We start from the raw sequence: 16,419 nt of genomic DNA, 5'->3' as shown, positions 1-16,419 counted from the left end.
TGCTCCTTTGCTGAAAAGTGATCGGTTTGTCCGGCGCGGCGGCGCTTGCATCACGTTCGATGCGGATCACGTGTCCGCCGCTGTGTCGAGCCGCTTTTTCATCGCGGCGGTGATCCGTTGACGCGTCGTCCAATAGTCTTTCCACGGATCGTCGTGCAGTGCGTCGAGCCTTTCGTGCAGGTTTTCGAGGGTCCATTGATCGCCGGACGTGGTGTCGGCGACCTCATCCCACCCGAGCGGCACCGACACGCCCAAACCCGGCCGAGCCCGTACCGAAAACGCAGCCACCGTGCTCGATCCGCGGTTGTTGCGCAGATAGTCGACAAAGATCTTGCCCTTGCGGTTTTGCGCGCCCATCTTCGCGCTGAACAGCTTCGGCAAGGTCGTGGCCATATGCTGCGCGATTGCCTGCGAGAACGCCTTCACGTCGTCCCAGCCAGCCTGTTTCGCGAGCGGCACGACGACGTGGAACCCTTTGCCGCCGCTCGTCTTGCAAAACGATGCAAGCCCGAGTTCGTCGAGCAGTTCGCGCGTCAGCAACGCGGCTTCGATCATCCGTTGCCAGCCGAGCGATGGGTCCGGATCGAGATCGAACACGACGCGATCCGGCTTCTCGATATTCGACACGACCGCGTTCCACGTATGCAACTCGATCGAGCCCATTTGCGCCGCGCCGACCAGCGCCGCTTCGGTGTCGATGGTGATCAGCGGCGGATGGCCGGGATCGAGTCCAGGATGCTGGCCGACGTTCGGAATCGACAGTTTCTGACTGTGCTTCTGGAAAAACAGCTCGCCGCCGATATCGTCGGGCGCGCGCACGAGCGACACAGGCCGCGCTTTCAGATGCGGCAACATCCAGCCAGCAACCGATGCGTAATACTCGACGAGATCGATCTTGCGCGTCCCAGACTGTTTATCGATCACCCGATCCGGATGCGAGATGCGCACCCCGGCGATGGTCGGCGTCGCTGAAGCGGTTGAGGCTTTTGCGGCGGTTTTAGCGGACGTCGTTTTGGCGGCGGCAGTTTTGGCGGCAGCAGTTTTGCCCGCGCCGGCATTACCCGCGCGCTGCTTCGCCGTCCGGGTCGATACGGTTGCGTCGTGCTCCACGTGGTCTCCTCCCTGCGGCGCTTCCCTGACGATCTGACGCGCCGGTTTATCGTGCCGCAACGCGACAAACGACGCCTGACGCACGATCCGCTCGTCGGTCCATTCGGCGAAATTGCATTCGCATACGAGCGTGGGCTTGACCCAATGAACCGGCGTGCGACTGCGTTCGCGCGGTGCGGACGCAAACGGCATCCGCGTCGTTTCACGTGCGTCGAGTTCCTTCCTGACCGCGCGCAGCAGCGCCGCGTCGAAGCCCGTGCCGACCCGGCCCGCGTATTGCAGCGCGCCTTCGTCGTCGTAGACACCGAGCAGCAACGCACCGAATTCCGCTCGCGATCCTGCCGGTTCCGTGTAACCGCCGATCACGAATTCCTGGCGGCGTCGGCATTTCAGCTTGATCCACGTAGCGGCGCGGCTCGACGTGTACAGGCTGTCGCGACGCTTGCCGATAATGCCTTCGAGCGCCATATCGCAGGCGCTTTTCAGCAGATCGTCGGCGGCAAAACCGAAGTCGTCGGAGAACCGCAGCGTGTGATCGTCGACGCCGTCCAGCAACGCCCGCAACAGCGCCCGACGCTGCACCAGCGGCACGCCGCGCAAGTCGTAGCCGTTCAGGAACGGCAGATCGAACAGATACACGACGATGTCTTGCGGACGATGCGCGTCGAACGCGTTTTGCAGCGCCTGGAAATCCGGCATGCCGTTGCGGTCGAGCACGACCGCCTCGCCGTCGAGCCATGCGCTTTGCAGATCGAGGTGGTTCAACGCGTCGATCTGCTTCGTGAATTTCGAGGTCCAGTCATTTCCGGCGCGCGTGAACATTTGCACCGGCTGTTTTTTCGACGAACGATCGATCCGCGCGAGCACGCGATAGCCGTCGAACTTGATCTCGTACAGCCAGTCGTCGCCGGGCGGTGCGCTATCGACCAGCGTCGCGAGTTGCGGCTTCAGCGTCGCGGGCAGACGCGCGTTGAGCGCGCCTTCGATCGCAGGCTCGGCGGCGAGCGCCAGCAGCGATTCGGTGTTGCGACTGGCGACGATGTCGGTCGCGTGGGGGTCGGCTTGCGCCGACTTACCGCGTGACTTCTTCGAAGTGGTTTTTTTCGCCGCCGGCTTTTTCGTAGCGGCCGGCTTCGATGCGGCTTTTTTCGCAGCAGCCGGCTTCGATGCAGCCGGCTTCGAAGCGCCGTCGGCTTTTGCCGTCGCGCCGGGAGCGTCGCTGAGCACGCTGCCCGGCAGCGCCTGCACTACGTCGAAATCGCTTTCGCTGCGGGCGTCGTCGTCGCGTTCCTTGATCAGCAGCCACTGTTCCTTGTCGCCGCTGCCGCGCATGTGACTGCGCACGAGCGTCCAGCCGCCATGGAGCTTGTCGCCGTCGAGCGTGAATTTGAGCTTGCCTGCCTCGTACGCGGCCCGCGCGTGCGCGGCGCCGTCCAGTGGCTGCCACGTGCCGCGATCCCAGACGATCACCGTGCCCGCGCCGTAATTGCCTTCGGGAATCTCGCCTTCGAACGAACCGTAGTCGAGCGGATGATCTTCGACATGCACCGCAAGCCGCTTCACCGACGGATCGAGGCTCGGGCCTTTCGGTACCGCCCACGACAGCAGCGTGCCATCGAGTTCGAGCCGGAAGTCATAGTGCAGACGCCGCGCGTCGTGCTCCTGAATCACGTATGACAGCGCGTGGCGGGCCGCCCTCGCGGTCTTCGACACGCTGGACGCCCTGACCTTGCGCGCAGCCTTGCCGGACGGCTCGGGCGTCTCTTCGAAGCGTCGTTTGCGATGATAGGTTTCGAGACGATCGGTCATGGCGATGCACCTCAGGCCGCCGCGCGACGTTTGCGGGTTGCCGGTTCCTTACTCGTCGCCGCACGGCTCGCGCCGCGCGATGCACCCGCGGAGCTGCCGGCCGGTTTGGCCGAGGTGCCGCTGCGCGATCTCGCGGTAGCCGTGGAGGATTTGCGACGCGGTTTTGTTGCGGCCGGCGAGGCTGCGTCTTCTGAGTCGTCGTCATCGCCGTTCGCGTCGTCAGCGGACGATTTCGCCGCACCGCGCGCCTTCGTACCCGACTTTTCCTTGCCGCGACCGAGACTGCGCTTGAGCAGTTCGGAGAGATCGAGAATATCTGCCGATTGCCGCGATTCGTGCGGCGCTTCGATCGCATCAACTTCCTCGGTTTTGCCCTCGCGAATCTTGCGATCGACGAGCGCCATGATGTCGTCGCGGAACGTGTCGTGATAGTCGGCGGGGTTCCAGGTGTCGCTCATATCGTCGATCAGCTTTTTAGCCATATCGAGTTCGCGTGCGTTGACGCCGGCCTTTTTCGGATCTTCCGGCGGCAGCTTGAGTTCGTCGACATCGCGCACCTCGGCCGCCCATCGCAGCGTATTGAGCGCGAGCACCGGTCCGACCGCGACCAGCGCGGCGAGATGTTGTTTGTTATGCAGCACCACGTTCGCGACGCCGATTTTGCCTGACGATTTAAGCGCGTCGCGCAGCAACGCGTAGACCTTTTCGCCTTTGCGGTCGGGTGCGAGGAAGTATGGCGTGTCGAGGTAGAGAAACGAAATTTCAGGCGCGTCGACGAACGCGAGAATATCCACCGTTTGCGTGGATTCCGGATTCGCCGCGCGGATTTCGTCATCGGACATCACGACGTATTTGCCTTTTTCGTATTCGAAGCCCCGCACGATGTTGTCGCGGGTGACGTCCTTGCCGGTGCGTTTGTTGATCTGCTTGTAGCCGACCGGATCGACGGTGCGTTTATCGAGCAGATTGAAACCGACTTTTTCCGACTGCGTCGCCGGGTAGAGTTGCACCGGCACGTGGACAAGGCCGAAGCTGATCGCGCCCTTCCAGATCATGTGTGGCATGGCGGCTCCTGAAAGGGCTCGGGTATGGGGTTGAGGTGCAGCAGGTTGTGTGCCTAAGCAAAAACCGCATGGCTGCGTCGCACAACGTCCCGACCGGGCGCCGCAAAAAAAACCGCCCAATGGGCGGCTTTCCTGTTCGAAGCTCGAACGCTTAGCGCATCTTGATCAGGAAATACTGGCTTCCCTTGAACACTTTGTAGAACCGTTTGCCCTGCTCCGACTCCAGAAACTCTTCCATCGCCAGCAGTGCGCCGTACAAACCGGGCGTCGAAGCGGGATCTTCCGCGATGATCAGCCCGCCCACTTCGATCAGATCCGCCACCTTCCGGTAAGCGGCCAGCGTGGGCTCGTACATGTCCACATCGATGTTCGCCACCGAAATACGCGTGATCTCCGCCGGAAGTTCATCCGCGCAGATATTGCCGGCCACCATCTCGAACGGCACGGTGATGTGCGACAGCGTCTCGCGAATGTGCGCCATCGTTGCGTCGCGGCCGTAGAGCTTGTGCGTATCCGACCACAGCGCATCCGAACTCGTGCGCGCCTCTTCGTAGTTGAAGCCTTCGAACGTATCCAGCAGCCATGCTTTGCGACGCGTCGCGCCCGCCGTATGTTGCTGTTGTTCGAGGTAATTCAGCGCGGTCAATGCCGAACCACCGCGGAACACGCCGATTTCGACGTAATCGCCGCCCAGATGGGACGTGATCTCGATCGCTTCGCAGATGTTTTCGTGAATCGGCATCAACAGATGAGAAACGCGATCGGACTTCGACCACGTCGCGCGAAGGGCGTCGTTCGCCTTGCGATTCACGAACCGATACTCGGTTTTCATGAAATTGAGTTGCGGAACGTAGGTTCCGCCTGCTGCCTTCAGGCGTCGCAAGCTGGCGACGGCATCGGAATCGCAGCCGAAGTAAACGTACACCAGCGCGCGCGCAATCTGGTCGTCAGTCAATCCGTCAAGCGACGGGAGGACCGTCGCGCCTAGCCGGGCGACGGTTTCGGCGGGCACCTGCTGATCCGTCACGATGTAGACGTTCCGCCCCGGAAATGCCGCCGGGCTCAAATCTTTGGTGCTGTCCGAAAACGGCTCGTACATAGCAAGATTCGAGAAAAGATCGGCTTCGGGAATACGCTTAAATTGGTCCATATCAGTGTCCGCTGGAGTCTGCGTCGAGAGGCGTGACTCTAACATGCTGGCCCCGCCAAAAGACCGGCGCGTACGCCTCGCCCGGCTACAATACCGGCATCCCGCGCCTCGCCGCGCCTGACTCGCGTCACTTCCACCGTCGACATGAACCTCGTCATCCAAAGCCTCGCCCCGCTGTCCGCCGACCATCACACCGCGCTCCTCGCGCTCGCACGCGGCGCGAGCCTCAGCCAGATCGACCCGCATGCGATCCGCATCGCCGACGCGGCGCCCGCGCAGCGCGCCGACCTCGACGTCTACTGCGGCACGCATCAGCTCGACTACGCATTCGTCGCACCGGACCGCGCGCTCGCCGACTTCGGCCTCGTCGCGATGGATATGGACTCGACGCTGATCACCATCGAATGCATCGACGAAATCGCAGACTTCTGCGGCCTCAAAGCCGAGGTCGCGGCCATCACCGAAGCGTCGATGCGCGGTGAAATCAAAGACTTCAACGAAAGCCTCACGCGCCGCGTCGCGCTGCTCAAGGGCCTCGATGCCAGCGCGCTCGAACGCGTCTACGAAGAGCGTCTGCAATTGTCGCCGGGCGCGGAGAAGATGCTCGCGGGCGCGAAAGCGGCCGGCCTCAAGACGCTGCTGGTGTCCGGCGGTTTCAACTTCTTCACCGAAAAACTCAAGGCCCGCCTCGGCCTCGATTTCACGCGCGCCAACACCCTCGAAATCATCGACGGCAAGCTGACCGGACGCGTGCTCGGCGAGATCGTCAACGCCGACGTCAAAGCCCGCACGCTGCGCGAAACCTGCGCCGAACTCGGCATCGAACCGCATCGCGCTATCGCGATGGGCGACGGTTCGAACGACCTCAAGATGATGGCCGAAGCCGGTCTGTCGGTCGCGTTCCGCGCAAAACCGGTGGTGCGCGAGGCTGCATCGGTAGCGTTTAATTTCGTCGGTCTCGACGGTTTGCTGCGCCTCTTCTGACGCACCGCGCGATATCGCTCGCGCATAAAAAAAGGCGGAGCATCGTGCTCCGCCTTTTTTCATTTTCCGCACGTGACACGCGCTATTTTCGCGCGCGGTTTCCCGCGCTATGTGTCATCGTCAAGCCAGCGCGGCGAGGCTCTGCTCGATGTCCGCGCGCAGATCCGCTTCGTCTTCAAGACCCACGTAGAAGCGCACCAGCGTGCCGCGGTGCGGCCATTGCGCTTCCGTGCGCATCGACGCGATGTCGTACGGCATCACGAGGCTCGCCGCGCCACCCCAACTCCAGCCGATCGCGAACAAGGCCAGCGACTCGCAGAACGTGTCGATTTGCGCAGCGCTGTAGCGCGCGTCGAACACCACCGAAAACAGCCCGCCCGCGCCGGTGAAGTCGCGCTTGAACGACGCGTGGCCCGGACAGTCGGCAATCGCCGGGTGCAACACCACCGCGATTTCCGGACGGGTCTTCAGCCACTGCGCGAGCGCAAGCCCGCTGCGGTCGTGCTGCTCGAAGCGCACTTTCATGCTCGGCAGACTGCGCAACACCAGCGAGCAATCGTCCGACGACACGCCGATGCCCATCCGCATCCGCGCCGCTTTCAACTTCATATGCAACTGCTTGTCGGCGGTGATGGTCGCGCCCATCAACACGTCGGCGCCGCCCGACTGATACTTGGTCAACGCCTGCACCGAAATGTCGATGCCGTGTTCGAACGGTTTCAATGCCAGTCCCGCCGACCACGTGTTGTCGATCGCGGTCAACACGTTGCGCGCGCGCGCCACGGACGTGATTGCGCGCAGGTCGGGCACTTCCATCGTCACCGAACCCGGCGCTTCGAGCCAGATCAGCTTCGTGTTGGGCTGGATCAGATCGGCGATACCGGCACCGATCATCGGATCGTAATACCGCACCTGCAAGCCGAAATCGCGCGCGAGCCAGTCGCCGTGGTCGCGGTTCGGCGAATACACGTTGTCGGGAATCAGCACGTCGTCGCCGGCTTTGACCAGCCCGAAATACACGTTCGAGATCGCCGACAATCCCGACGGCTGCAGCAACGCGTGATTGCCGCCTTCGATCTCGGCGAGGCGCTGCGCCAGCACCAGCGACGTCGGCGTCGCGTGCAGGCCGTAGCGCCATTGCGAGTCGTCGTGCCAGACCAGCGCGCGCATCGTCGCGAGATCCGGAAAAATCACCGTCGACGCCCGTTCGACCGGCACCGAGAACGATTTGAAACCCGGCGTGAGCGTGTCTTCAGGATGGACGATGCGCGTTTGCAAGCTGCGTTTCGGAGTGGACTGAGTCATGGCAAAAAGTGCTGATGATGATTCGAATGGGTTGGAGTCGAGCCGTTGCCCGACATGCGAAGGCCGAAAAACCTAGTCGCCGGTCGTCAGATTGCTGACGCCGCCGACCGGTTGACCCTGACCCGTCGTCGCGGGCTGCGCCGACGTAGCAGGCGAAGCGGGTGCGCCCGACGGCGATGGCGCGGCTTTCGACGTTTTCGCCGGCGCGGCGCCGGGCGGCGGCACCGGCTGACCGGCGGCCAGCGGACGCAAGTCGAACGGCTGCGAGTTGGAATCGTCGACGTTCATCCGGTCGCCTTCCAGCGAGCCATCGTCGGCGAACTTGCCGACCCAGTTTCCGGTGATGTGCGTGCCGTCGTTCGACTCTTCGACTTCGAGCGTCGTGCCGTCGCGGTCGCCCGCGATCAGGATCACTTCGCCGGTATCCGTGAACTGATATTCGCCATGCACGCCGGACGGATCGTCGGTCTTGGGGCCGAGCCGCAACACGATCTGCCGCGTGCCGAGCATGCCGGCGAAACGCGGAAACTTCGCGAATTCGGCGCTCGGTTTCAGCGGCAGCTGGATCGGCGGCGGTGCGGCGAGTTCCTTGACGGCATCGCTTTGTGCGTGCGCATCGACGGGCAGCCACATGGCAGCACTGGCCAGCACGCACGCGGCCATGCCGAGCTTTGCTGCCGCGCCTGCGATCCGGCTATGGCGGCGCATCGCGCCGTGCTTCGCCGTCGAGCCGTATGCGTGGTTCGCGCAGTTCGCGCCGGACGCATTCGCCGCATCACCCGCGTTCACCGCGTTCATTGCATCGACGCCTTGAATCGCTTCGACCGCTTTAACCGTTTCAACCGCTTCATCCATCCGTTCTGTTCCTTATTGCTCGTTGGTCCTGTCCATTCCGTGCGCCGACCGATGAACGGCACGGCGCACCCGCATCGTCAGATGCGCTCGAAAATCGCCGCGATACCCTGACCGCCGCCGATGCACATCGTCACCAGCGCATAGCGTCCGCCGATCCGCTGCAACTCATAGAGCGCCTTCACGGTAATCAATGCGCCGGTAGCGCCGATCGGATGCCCGAGCGAAATGCCGGAACCGTTGGGATTCACCTTGGCCGGGTCGAGTCCGAGTTCCTGGCTGACCGCGCATGCCTGCGCCGCGAAGGCTTCGTTGGCTTCGATCACGTCGAGGTCCGCAACCTTCAATCCGGCGCGTTCGAGCGCCTTGCGGGTGGCCGGCACCGGACCGATGCCCATGTAAGCCGGATCGACGCCCGCATGCGCATACGCGACCAGCCGTGCGAGCGGTTTCACGCCGCGCTTTTCCGCGACGCTGCGCTCCATCAGCACGACGGCGGCCGCCGCGTCGTTGATGCCGGATGCGTTGCCTGCCGTCACCGTGCCGTTTTCCTTGACGAATACCGGCTTCAGCTTCGAAAAGTCTTCCAGCGTGGGATTGGCGCGGACGTGTTCGTCGGTGTCGAATACGGTGTCGCCCTTCTTCGACGCGAGCGTGACCGGCAGGATCTGGTCGTTGAAGTAACCATTGGCGATTGCACTGGCCGCGCGACGGTGCGATTCGAGCGCCAGCGCATCTTGCGCGTCGCGGCCAATGCCGTATTGCTTCGCGACGTTTTCGGCGGTGACGCCCATGTGGATGGTCTGGAACGGGTCGTTCAGCGCGCCGAGCATCATGTCGATCATGCGCGCGTCGCCCATGCGCTGACCGAAACGCGCGGCCGGCATGATGTACGGCGCGCGGCTCATATTCTCTGCGCCACCGCCGATCGCGATATCCGCGTCGCCGAGCAATACGCTTTGCGCTGCCGAAATGATCGCCTGCAAGCCCGAGCCGCACAGCCGGTTGACGGTCAGCGCGGGCGCGTGTTGCGCAACGCCGCCATTGAGCGCGGCGACGCGGGCAAGGTACATGTCTTTCGGCTCGGTATGCACCACGTTGCCGAACACGACATGACCGACATCGTCGCCGGAAACATTGGCGCGCGACAGGGCTTCGCGGACCACTCGCGCGCCGAGATCGGTCGGTGAAAAGTCTTTCAGGCTGCCACCGAAATCACCGATTGCCGTGCGCACACCGCTCACCACCACCACGTCTCTTTGCATCGCTCGCTCCTTCGTTCTGTTTATGGACTTCGGAATCTGCTGCGCGTGGCGCGATCGCCGCGCGCGTGCGTGTTTCTGGTCGCGTCCCGGTTCCGGATCGGGAACCGGCTTGCCCGTTTGAGAGCGCTGCGCCGCGTGATCGTTCCACGAACGAAGATGTTTGCGGCGCATGACGCACGCGTTTGACGAATCCTGACGATTCGCCTGCGCGCGTTGCCGGACGGCTAGCCGCGCAGCGCCGCCTCGACGGTGGCGCGTGTGGGAATCGGCGCGACTGCGCCATAGCCTTGCGTGGACAGTGCCGCCGTCACGTTCGCGTAGCGCGCGGCCGTGAACGGATCGTCGCCCGCGACCACGCGCGCGATAAAGGCGCCGCCGAAGCAATCGCCCGCGCCGGTGGCGTCGATCGCGTTGACGGCGAATCCCGGCACCACGCGCCGCTCGTCCGGCGTCGCGATATACGAGCCTTCCTTGCCGAGCTTGAGCGCAACCACTTTCGGCCCGCAGCGCAGCAGAAAATCGACGATCTCGTCGCGGCCGGTCAAACCCGTCAATTCCGTGACGTCGTCCCAACTGGGCAGGCAGATGTCGGTCTGACGGATCGCTTCGAGCATCACCGCGCGCGCCCGCGCAAGCGGCCACAGTTTCAGACGCAGATTCGTGTCGAAGCTGACTTGCACGCCATGCGCGCGGGCGTGCGACATCGCGGCAAATGCCGCGTCGCAGGCCGTCACACTGATGGCGAGGCTGATGCCGGACAGATGAACCACTTTTGCTGCCGCGATGGCGTCGAGCGGCAGCGCATGCGGCGCATACCGGCTTGCCGCCGATCCCGCGCGCAGATAGTCGAACTGATGGCCGTCCGGCCCATGCGACACGAAATAGACGCCCGTGGGCGCGACACGGTCGACGTCGACGAACGACGTCTCCACATTCTCGCGCTGCCACAGATCGATCAGCAGACGCCCGAAGTGATCGTCGCCGACCGCCGACACGAAACCGGTCCGTGCGCCCTGCCGCGACGCGGCGATACAGAAGTTCGACGTGTCGCCGCCGAACCCTTGCAGATAGTCCGGCCGGTCGGCCGACGCCTGGTTGAACTCGACCATCGCTTCGCCGAGCGCCAGAATCTCAGGCGCGACGGCTTGGCCTGCGGGGTTCGTGACAGCCGTGCTAGCCATTCGCTCAGACCTCGCCCCACAGATCGTGGCCGTCGGCGCCGGTGATCTTCACCGATACGAAGTCGCCGACCTTGTAGCGCTTCGACGCTTTCGCCGCGGGCGCGATATAGACGACGCCGTCGATTTCCGGCGCGTCGGCTGCCGTACGTCCGATACCGCCGTCGGCATTGGTTTCGTCGACGAGCACTTTCAGCGTCTTGCCGACCTTCTTCGCGATCCGCTTCGCCGAGACTTCCTCCGCGACTTCCATGAAGCGCGCGCGACGCGCTTCGCGGACGTCGTCGGGCAACGCGCCGTCGAGTTCGTTGGCGGTCGCGCCTTCGACCGGCGAATACGCGAAGCAACCGACGCGATCCAGCTCCGCGTCACGGATGAAATCGAGCAGCGTTTCGAACTGCTCTTCCGTCTCGCCCGGGAAACCGGCGATAAAGGTGCTGCGGATCGTCAGGTCCGGACACATTTCACGCCATTTGCGCACGCGCTCCATCACCTTTTCCGCATTGGCCGGGCGCTTCATGCGCTTGAGCACTTCCGGATGCGCGTGCTGGAACGGGACGTCGAGGTACGGCAACACGTGACCCTTCAACGCGCCTTCGGCCATCATCGGAATCACTTCGTCGACGCTCGGATACGGGTACACGTAGTGCAGACGGACCCACGCGCCGTATTGCGCGGCCAGTTCGCCCAGCGCGCCGACGAGGTCGGTCATGCGTGTCTTGATCGGCTTGCCGTTCCAGAAACCCGTGCGATATTTGACGTCGACGCCATACGCGCTGGTGTCTTGCGAAATCACCAGCAATTCCTTCACGCCCGACTTGAACAGGTTTTCCGCTTCGAGCATCACTTCCGCGACCGGACGCGACACCAGATCGCCGCGCATCGACGGGATGATGCAGAACGTGCAGCGGTGGTTGCAGCCTTCGGAAATCTTCAGATACGCGTAGTGACGCGGCGTCAGCTTGACGCCTGCGGGCGGCACCAGATCGACGAACGGATCGTGCGGCTTCGGCAGGTGGGCGTGAACGTGCTGCATCACTTCACCGAGCGCATGCGGGCCGGTGACGGCGAGCACCTTCGGATGTACTTCTTCGATCAGGCCCGAGCCGCTCGCGCTTTTCTTCGCGCCGAGGCAACCGGTGACGATCACCTTGCCGTTTTCGGTCAAGGCTTCGCCGATCGCGTCGAGGCTTTCCTGGACGGCTTCGTCGATGAAGCCGCAGGTGTTGACGACCACCAGATCCGCGCCGTCATACGTGCCGGAAATCTGATAACCCTCGGCACGCAGTTGCGTGATGATCTGTTCGGAATCGACGAGGGCTTTCGGGCAACCGAGCGAAACGAAGCCGACTTTCGGCGCGGCGGTCGGGGAAATCGGGGCAATCGGGGAACTGGCAGACATGGGGAACCGCTTGAAGACGTTAAACCCCGAATTGTAGCGGGTCGCCACCGTCGCCGCTCGTAAGTCTTTGAATTTTCGCCTTCAACCGGCTTCTGCCCGGGGTTTCAACCCAGCGCGAGATCGGCGGTATCGAGCAGGTCGATCGCGGCGGGTTGATCCGACGGCGTGAATCCGTCGGATTGCACCGCGCGTTCGAGCAACCCGAGAATCTCGCGCGAATCGTGCAGGCGGCGGATCGCGTCGTGCAGTTCCACGGCCTGCGGCCACGTGCGTTTCAGATAGCTCAGCCACTTCTTGACGAGGCCGTCTTCATGGCGGGATTCGGCGCGCGACCGCAGTTTCTTCAGATAACCGGCGATATACCGAAGCACGACCGGCCACTCGGCGTCGCATGGGGACGGCTCCATCAGACCGCGTATCCGCAACGCGAGGAACGGATCGGACACCGCGCCCCGCCCGATCATCACGTCGTCGCAGCCGCTGACCGCGCGGCATCGCGCCCAGTCGGCGACCGTGAACACCTCGCCGTTCGCCACCACGGGTACCTGAACCGCATCGTCGATGCGCGCGATCCACTCCCAGTGCGCCGGCGGCCGATAGCCGTCGTCACGCGTGCGGGCGTGCACGACCAGCGACTGCGCACCGCCTTCGGCCAGCGCCACGGCGCAATCGATCGCGAGCGAGGTATCGGAGATGCCGAGACGCATCTTCGCCGTCACGGCGACATCGGCGGGGACAGCCGCGCGGACCGCCGAGACGATCCGGTTCAGATGCGTGGGGTCGGCCAGCAGCATGGCGCCGCCGCCGTGCTGGTTGACGAGCCGGGCCGGACAGCCGAAATTCAGGTCGATGCCGTGCGGGGACACCGCAGCCGCTTGCGCGGCATTCAGCGCCATCCAGCCGGGATCGCTGCCGAGCAGTTGGATCACTGTCGGCGTACCGCCCGGCGTGCGTGCGCCGTCAAGGACTTCGGGCACCTCGCGAGCGTACATGCGCCGCGGCAACACCGAACCCGTCACGCGGACGAATTCGGACACGCAACCGTCGAATCCGCCCGTGCGGGTCAGGACATCGCGCAAGACGTAATCGGCGAGCCCTTCCATCGGCGCGAGAAACAGCCGGTTCATGCGCGGGGCGGCGGCCTGCGAATTCGCGGTCACGCGAGCGAAGCGACGCCGGCCGTGGCGGACGGGTTCAGCGTGACGGGACAAGGGGCGAAAACGGTGTGCGGCATGGGAACGTCCGGCAAATGACTGTGGCAACGGCGAAGGCGAGTGAACCCGCAATTCTACCGCGCCCGCTCAGCCACGCTTTTGCAACGCTCCCGCCGCGCCCTGCGCGTGGCCGCTTACTTCTTCTCCGGCTCGGGATTGCCTTGCGAATTCGACGGAGCCGCAGGTTCGACCGCCGGGCCGCCCGGCTGCGTGAACGGGAACGTGCTGAACATCGACTTCGCCTGGGTTTGCATCTGTTCCTGCATCTGCACGAACATGTTCTTCGACTGCTCGATGTAGCTGGTCATCATGCCCTGCATCATCGGTGCCTGCATGTTCATGAACTGCGACCAGACTTCCGGATTCATCGCTTTGCCTTCGTACAGGTTTTTCGATTGATCCGCGAGTTTGTTCTGGATGTCGATGAACGCCTGGATGTTCTTCTCCAGATACGTGCCCATCATGCCCTGCATCGCGTGGCCGTAAAACCGGATGATCTGCGACAGCATCGACGACGAGAACATCGGCAGGCCGCCGCTTTCCTCTTCGAGGATGATCTGCAACAGAATGGCGCGCGTCAGCTCCTCGTTGCTCTTGGCATCGATGACCTTGAAATCCTCCTGCTCCAGCACGAGTTGCTTGACGTCGGTCAGCGTGATGTACGTGCTCGTCTCTGTGTCGTAGAGCCGACGATTCGGATATTTCTTGATCAGTCGTTCGGCTGTTTTCTTTGTAGTGGTGGTCATGTAATGCCTTCGCGCGCCCGAGGCGCAGAAACGGCGTCTTGCCACACGCGCAAGGGGCTATTGCACGGGCAAGACGCCGCCAAAACTATCAGAACCATGACGCACGCCGCCTCCCGGCCGCGCGCGCATCGGTTACCCCATATGCAGACCGCCGTTCAACGAGAAGTCCGCGCCCGTCGAAAAGCCCGATTCGTCCGATGCCAGCCATGCGACGATCGACCCGATTTCTTCCGGCTGGCCGAGACGGCGCACCGGAATGGTCGCGACGATCTTTTCGAGCACGTCCGGACGGATCGACTTGACCATGTCCGTACCGATATAGCCCGGCGAGATTGTATTGACCGTCACGCCCTTGGTCGCCACTTCCTGCGCCAGCGACATCGTAAAGCCGTGAATCCCGGCCTTCGCCGTCGAATAGTTGGTCTGGCCGAACTGCCCTTTCTGCCCGTTCACCGACGAAATATTGATGACACGGCCCCAGCCGCGCTCGACCATTCCGTCGATCACCTGCTTGGTCACATTGAACAGGCTGGTCAGGTTGGTGTCGATCACCGCCGTCCAGTCTTCGTGCGTCATCTTGCGAAACACGACGTCGCGCGTGATACCGGCATTGTTGACCAGCACGTCGACCTCGCCGACTTCGGCCTTGACCTTGTCGAACGCGATCTTGGTCGATTCCCAGTCGCCGACATTGCCTTCCGAGGCAATAAAGTCGTAGCCGAGCGCTTTCTGCTCTTCGAGCCATTTCACGCGGCGCGGCGAGTTCGGGCCGCAGCCTGCCACGACCTTGAAGCCCTGTTTATGCAGACGCTGGCAGATGCTCGTGCCGATGCCGCCCATGCCGCCCGTTACATACGCAATTCGCTGTGACATAAACCACTCCGTTATCGTTTTGCGGGGCGCCGACCGGCTGCCCCCTTCCTCGCCTGATGCATCATCTCCATTGCCGCCGGGCGACCGGCCGGCGAGGTCTTGGCTCTCTACCACCGCACTGCGCCGCCGCGCTCACGCCACGGCGTCCAACCGGATCGACCCCGAGGAATCGACGCCTTCAATCGCGTTCGAGCGCCAGCGCCACGCCCATCCCGCCGCCGATACACAGCGACGCGAGGCCCTTCTTCGCGTCGCGTTTCTGCATTTCGTGCAGCAGCGTGACGAGAATCCGGCAGCCGGACGCACCGATCGGATGGCCGATCGCGATGGCGCCGCCGTTGACGTTGACCTTCGACGTGTCCCAACCCATTTGCTGATGCACAGCCAGCGCCTGCGCGGCAAACGCTTCGTTGATTTCCATCAGATCCAGATCGGCCGGCGTCCAGCCCGCGCGCTCCAGACAGCGGCGCGAGGCCGGCACCGGACCCATGCCCATCACCTTCGGATCGACGCCCGCGCTGGCGTAGGCCTTGATGCGCGCGAGGATCGGCAGACCGAGCGCTTCAGCCTTCTTCGCCGACATCACGATCACCGCAGCCGCGCCGTCGTTCAGGCCGGATGCGTTCGCCGCCGTCACCGTGCCTTCCTTCGAGAAGGCCGGCTTCAGACCGGCCAGCGATTCGGCGGTCACGCCATGACGCACGAACTCGTCGGTGGCGAAGCGCAGCGGCTCGCCCTTGCGTTGCGGAATCTCGACCGGCACGATTTCGGCGTCGAAACGGCCGGCCTTTTGCGCAGCTTCTGCCTTGTTCTGCGACAGCGCCGCGAACGCGTCCTGCTGCTCGCGCGTGATCCCGTATTCCCGGGCGACGTTTTCGGCGGTGACGCCCATGTGATACTGGTTGTACACGTCCCACAGACCGTCGACGATCATGCTGTCGATCAGCTTCGCATCGCCCATCCGGAAGCCGTCGCGCGAGCCCGGCAGCACGTGCGGCGCGGCGCTCATGTTTTCCTGGCCGCCCGCCACGAGGATGTCGGCGTCACCGGCAACAATCGCGTTAGCCGCCAGCATCACGGCTTTCAATCCGGAGCCGCACACCTTGTTGATCGTCAGGCCCGGCACCGCCATCGGCAGACCGGCCTTGATCAGCGACTGACGCGCCGGGTTCTGTCCGGAACCCGCCGTCAGCACCTGGCCCATGATCACTTCGCTGACCTGCTCGGGCTTCACGCCCGCGCGTTCGAGCGCCGCGCGAATCACCGTCGCGCCGAGATCGGGCGCGGCAATCTTCGCCAGCGAACCGCCGAATTTGCCCACTGCCGTACGGGCTGCCGATACGATCACTACATCAGTCATTTCCGCTTCCTCCGGTATCACGGCCGTGCTGCGCCGCATCCCGTTCAAGTTAAAAATACGTTGGGTGATTCATTGTCGCCGCGTGCGATGCAGACCGGCCGCGCGTT

At 63.6% G+C, this 16,419-nt stretch carries 13 protein-coding genes; 1 reads left to right on the top strand and 12 read right to left on the bottom strand.

Features of this window, described 5'->3' with window-relative positions:
- Nucleotides 1–66: 66 nt before the first annotated feature.
- The 3 genes from ligD to PW947_RS27650 all read right to left on the bottom strand — a co-directional run bounded on the left by ligD (nucleotide 67) and on the right by PW947_RS27650 (nucleotide 5,133).
- The gene (gene ligD / locus PW947_RS27660) at nucleotides 67–2,919 is read right to left on the bottom strand and encodes a DNA ligase D (RefSeq protein ID WP_299635546.1); all 2,853 of its coding nucleotides are present in this window, start codon (nucleotides 2,917–2,919) and stop codon (nucleotides 67–69) included.
- 11 nt (nucleotides 2,920–2,930) lie between these two features.
- Complete coding sequence (locus PW947_RS27655; protein ID WP_299635545.1) at nucleotides 2,931–3,983, bottom strand: Ku protein; 1,053 nt, start codon at nucleotides 3,981–3,983, stop codon at nucleotides 2,931–2,933.
- 151 nt (nucleotides 3,984–4,134) lie between these two features.
- Entirely contained in the window at nucleotides 4,135–5,133 is a 999-nt protein-coding gene (locus tag PW947_RS27650; RefSeq protein ID WP_299635544.1) for a TylF/MycF/NovP-related O-methyltransferase, read from the bottom strand.
- A gap of 144 nt (nucleotides 5,134–5,277) precedes the next feature.
- Between PW947_RS27650 and serB the strand changes: the two genes are divergently transcribed.
- On the top strand, nucleotides 5,278–6,117 hold the full coding sequence (serB, locus tag PW947_RS27645; protein WP_299635543.1) for a phosphoserine phosphatase SerB: 840 nt from the start codon (nucleotides 5,278–5,280) through the stop codon (nucleotides 6,115–6,117).
- A gap of 120 nt (nucleotides 6,118–6,237) precedes the next feature.
- On the opposite strand, the gene PW947_RS27640 is transcribed toward serB, so the two are convergent.
- The 9 genes from PW947_RS27640 to PW947_RS27600 all read right to left on the bottom strand — a co-directional run bounded on the left by PW947_RS27640 (nucleotide 6,238) and on the right by PW947_RS27600 (nucleotide 16,312).
- Entirely contained in the window at nucleotides 6,238–7,422 is a 1,185-nt protein-coding gene (locus PW947_RS27640) for a cystathionine beta-lyase (protein WP_299635542.1), read from the bottom strand.
- A gap of 72 nt (nucleotides 7,423–7,494) precedes the next feature.
- Complete coding sequence (locus PW947_RS27635) at nucleotides 7,495–8,085, bottom strand: hypothetical protein (protein ID WP_299636053.1); 591 nt, start codon at nucleotides 8,083–8,085, stop codon at nucleotides 7,495–7,497.
- 269 nt (nucleotides 8,086–8,354) lie between these two features.
- A complete protein-coding gene (bktB, locus tag PW947_RS27630; protein WP_299635541.1) occupies nucleotides 8,355–9,539 on the bottom strand; it encodes a beta-ketothiolase BktB in 1,185 nt (394 codons plus the stop codon).
- A 224-nt stretch (nucleotides 9,540–9,763) separates the two neighbouring features.
- Nucleotides 9,764–10,720: a sugar kinase gene (locus tag PW947_RS27625; RefSeq protein WP_299635540.1), complete on the bottom strand. Its 957-nt coding sequence runs from the start codon at nucleotides 10,718–10,720 to the stop codon at nucleotides 9,764–9,766.
- Between the two features lie 4 nt (nucleotides 10,721–10,724).
- Complete coding sequence (gene rimO / locus PW947_RS27620) at nucleotides 10,725–12,119, bottom strand: 30S ribosomal protein S12 methylthiotransferase RimO (RefSeq protein ID WP_299635539.1); 1,395 nt, start codon at nucleotides 12,117–12,119, stop codon at nucleotides 10,725–10,727.
- A gap of 104 nt (nucleotides 12,120–12,223) precedes the next feature.
- Complete coding sequence (locus tag PW947_RS27615) at nucleotides 12,224–13,246, bottom strand: tRNA-dihydrouridine synthase (protein ID WP_299636051.1); 1,023 nt, start codon at nucleotides 13,244–13,246, stop codon at nucleotides 12,224–12,226.
- A gap of 221 nt (nucleotides 13,247–13,467) precedes the next feature.
- Nucleotides 13,468–14,079, bottom strand: a complete 612-nt coding sequence (phaR, locus tag PW947_RS27610; protein ID WP_299635538.1) for a polyhydroxyalkanoate synthesis repressor PhaR — start codon at nucleotides 14,077–14,079, stop codon at nucleotides 13,468–13,470.
- A 132-nt stretch (nucleotides 14,080–14,211) separates the two neighbouring features.
- The gene (locus PW947_RS27605) at nucleotides 14,212–14,952 is read right to left on the bottom strand and encodes a 3-ketoacyl-ACP reductase (protein WP_299635537.1); all 741 of its coding nucleotides are present in this window, start codon (nucleotides 14,950–14,952) and stop codon (nucleotides 14,212–14,214) included.
- A 178-nt stretch (nucleotides 14,953–15,130) separates the two neighbouring features.
- Complete coding sequence (locus PW947_RS27600; RefSeq protein WP_299635536.1) at nucleotides 15,131–16,312, bottom strand: acetyl-CoA C-acetyltransferase; 1,182 nt, start codon at nucleotides 16,310–16,312, stop codon at nucleotides 15,131–15,133.
- Between the last annotated feature and the right edge of the window lie 107 nt (nucleotides 16,313–16,419).

This window comes from Paraburkholderia sp. (assembly GCF_028283785.1).
GTDB lineage: Bacteria > Pseudomonadota > Gammaproteobacteria > Burkholderiales > Burkholderiaceae > Paraburkholderia.
This window is presented reverse-complemented; position numbering and strand designations above follow the sequence as displayed.

Bases quoted from the DNA above. Each gene is read 5' to 3' on its own strand.
- PW947_RS27625 (WP_299635540.1), bottom strand. From the start codon at position 10,720: ATGGCTAGCACGGCTGTCACGAACCCCGCAGGCCAAGCCGTCGCGCCT.
- serB (WP_299635543.1), top strand. From the start codon at position 5,278: ATGAACCTCGTCATCCAAAGCCTCGCCCCGCTGTCCGCCGACCATCAC.
- PW947_RS27600 (WP_299635536.1), bottom strand. From the start codon at position 16,312: ATGACTGATGTAGTGATCGTATCGGCAGCCCGTACGGCAGTGGGCAAA.
- PW947_RS27615 (WP_299636051.1), bottom strand. From the start codon at position 13,246: ATGAACCGGCTGTTTCTCGCGCCGATGGAAGGGCTCGCCGATTACGTC.
- rimO (WP_299635539.1), bottom strand. From the start codon at position 12,119: ATGTCTGCCAGTTCCCCGATTGCCCCGATTTCCCCGACCGCCGCGCCG.
- PW947_RS27605 (WP_299635537.1), bottom strand. From the start codon at position 14,952: ATGTCACAGCGAATTGCGTATGTAACGGGCGGCATGGGCGGCATCGGC.
- ligD (WP_299635546.1), bottom strand. From the start codon at position 2,919: ATGACCGATCGTCTCGAAACCTATCATCGCAAACGACGCTTCGAAGAG.
- PW947_RS27635 (WP_299636053.1), bottom strand. From the start codon at position 8,085: ATGGCCGCGTGCGTGCTGGCCAGTGCTGCCATGTGGCTGCCCGTCGAT.
- PW947_RS27640 (WP_299635542.1), bottom strand. From the start codon at position 7,422: ATGACTCAGTCCACTCCGAAACGCAGCTTGCAAACGCGCATCGTCCAT.
- phaR (WP_299635538.1), bottom strand. From the start codon at position 14,079: ATGACCACCACTACAAAGAAAACAGCCGAACGACTGATCAAGAAATAT.
- bktB (WP_299635541.1), bottom strand. From the start codon at position 9,539: ATGCAAAGAGACGTGGTGGTGGTGAGCGGTGTGCGCACGGCAATCGGT.
- PW947_RS27655 (WP_299635545.1), bottom strand. From the start codon at position 3,983: ATGCCACACATGATCTGGAAGGGCGCGATCAGCTTCGGCCTTGTCCAC.
- PW947_RS27650 (WP_299635544.1), bottom strand. From the start codon at position 5,133: ATGGACCAATTTAAGCGTATTCCCGAAGCCGATCTTTTCTCGAATCTT.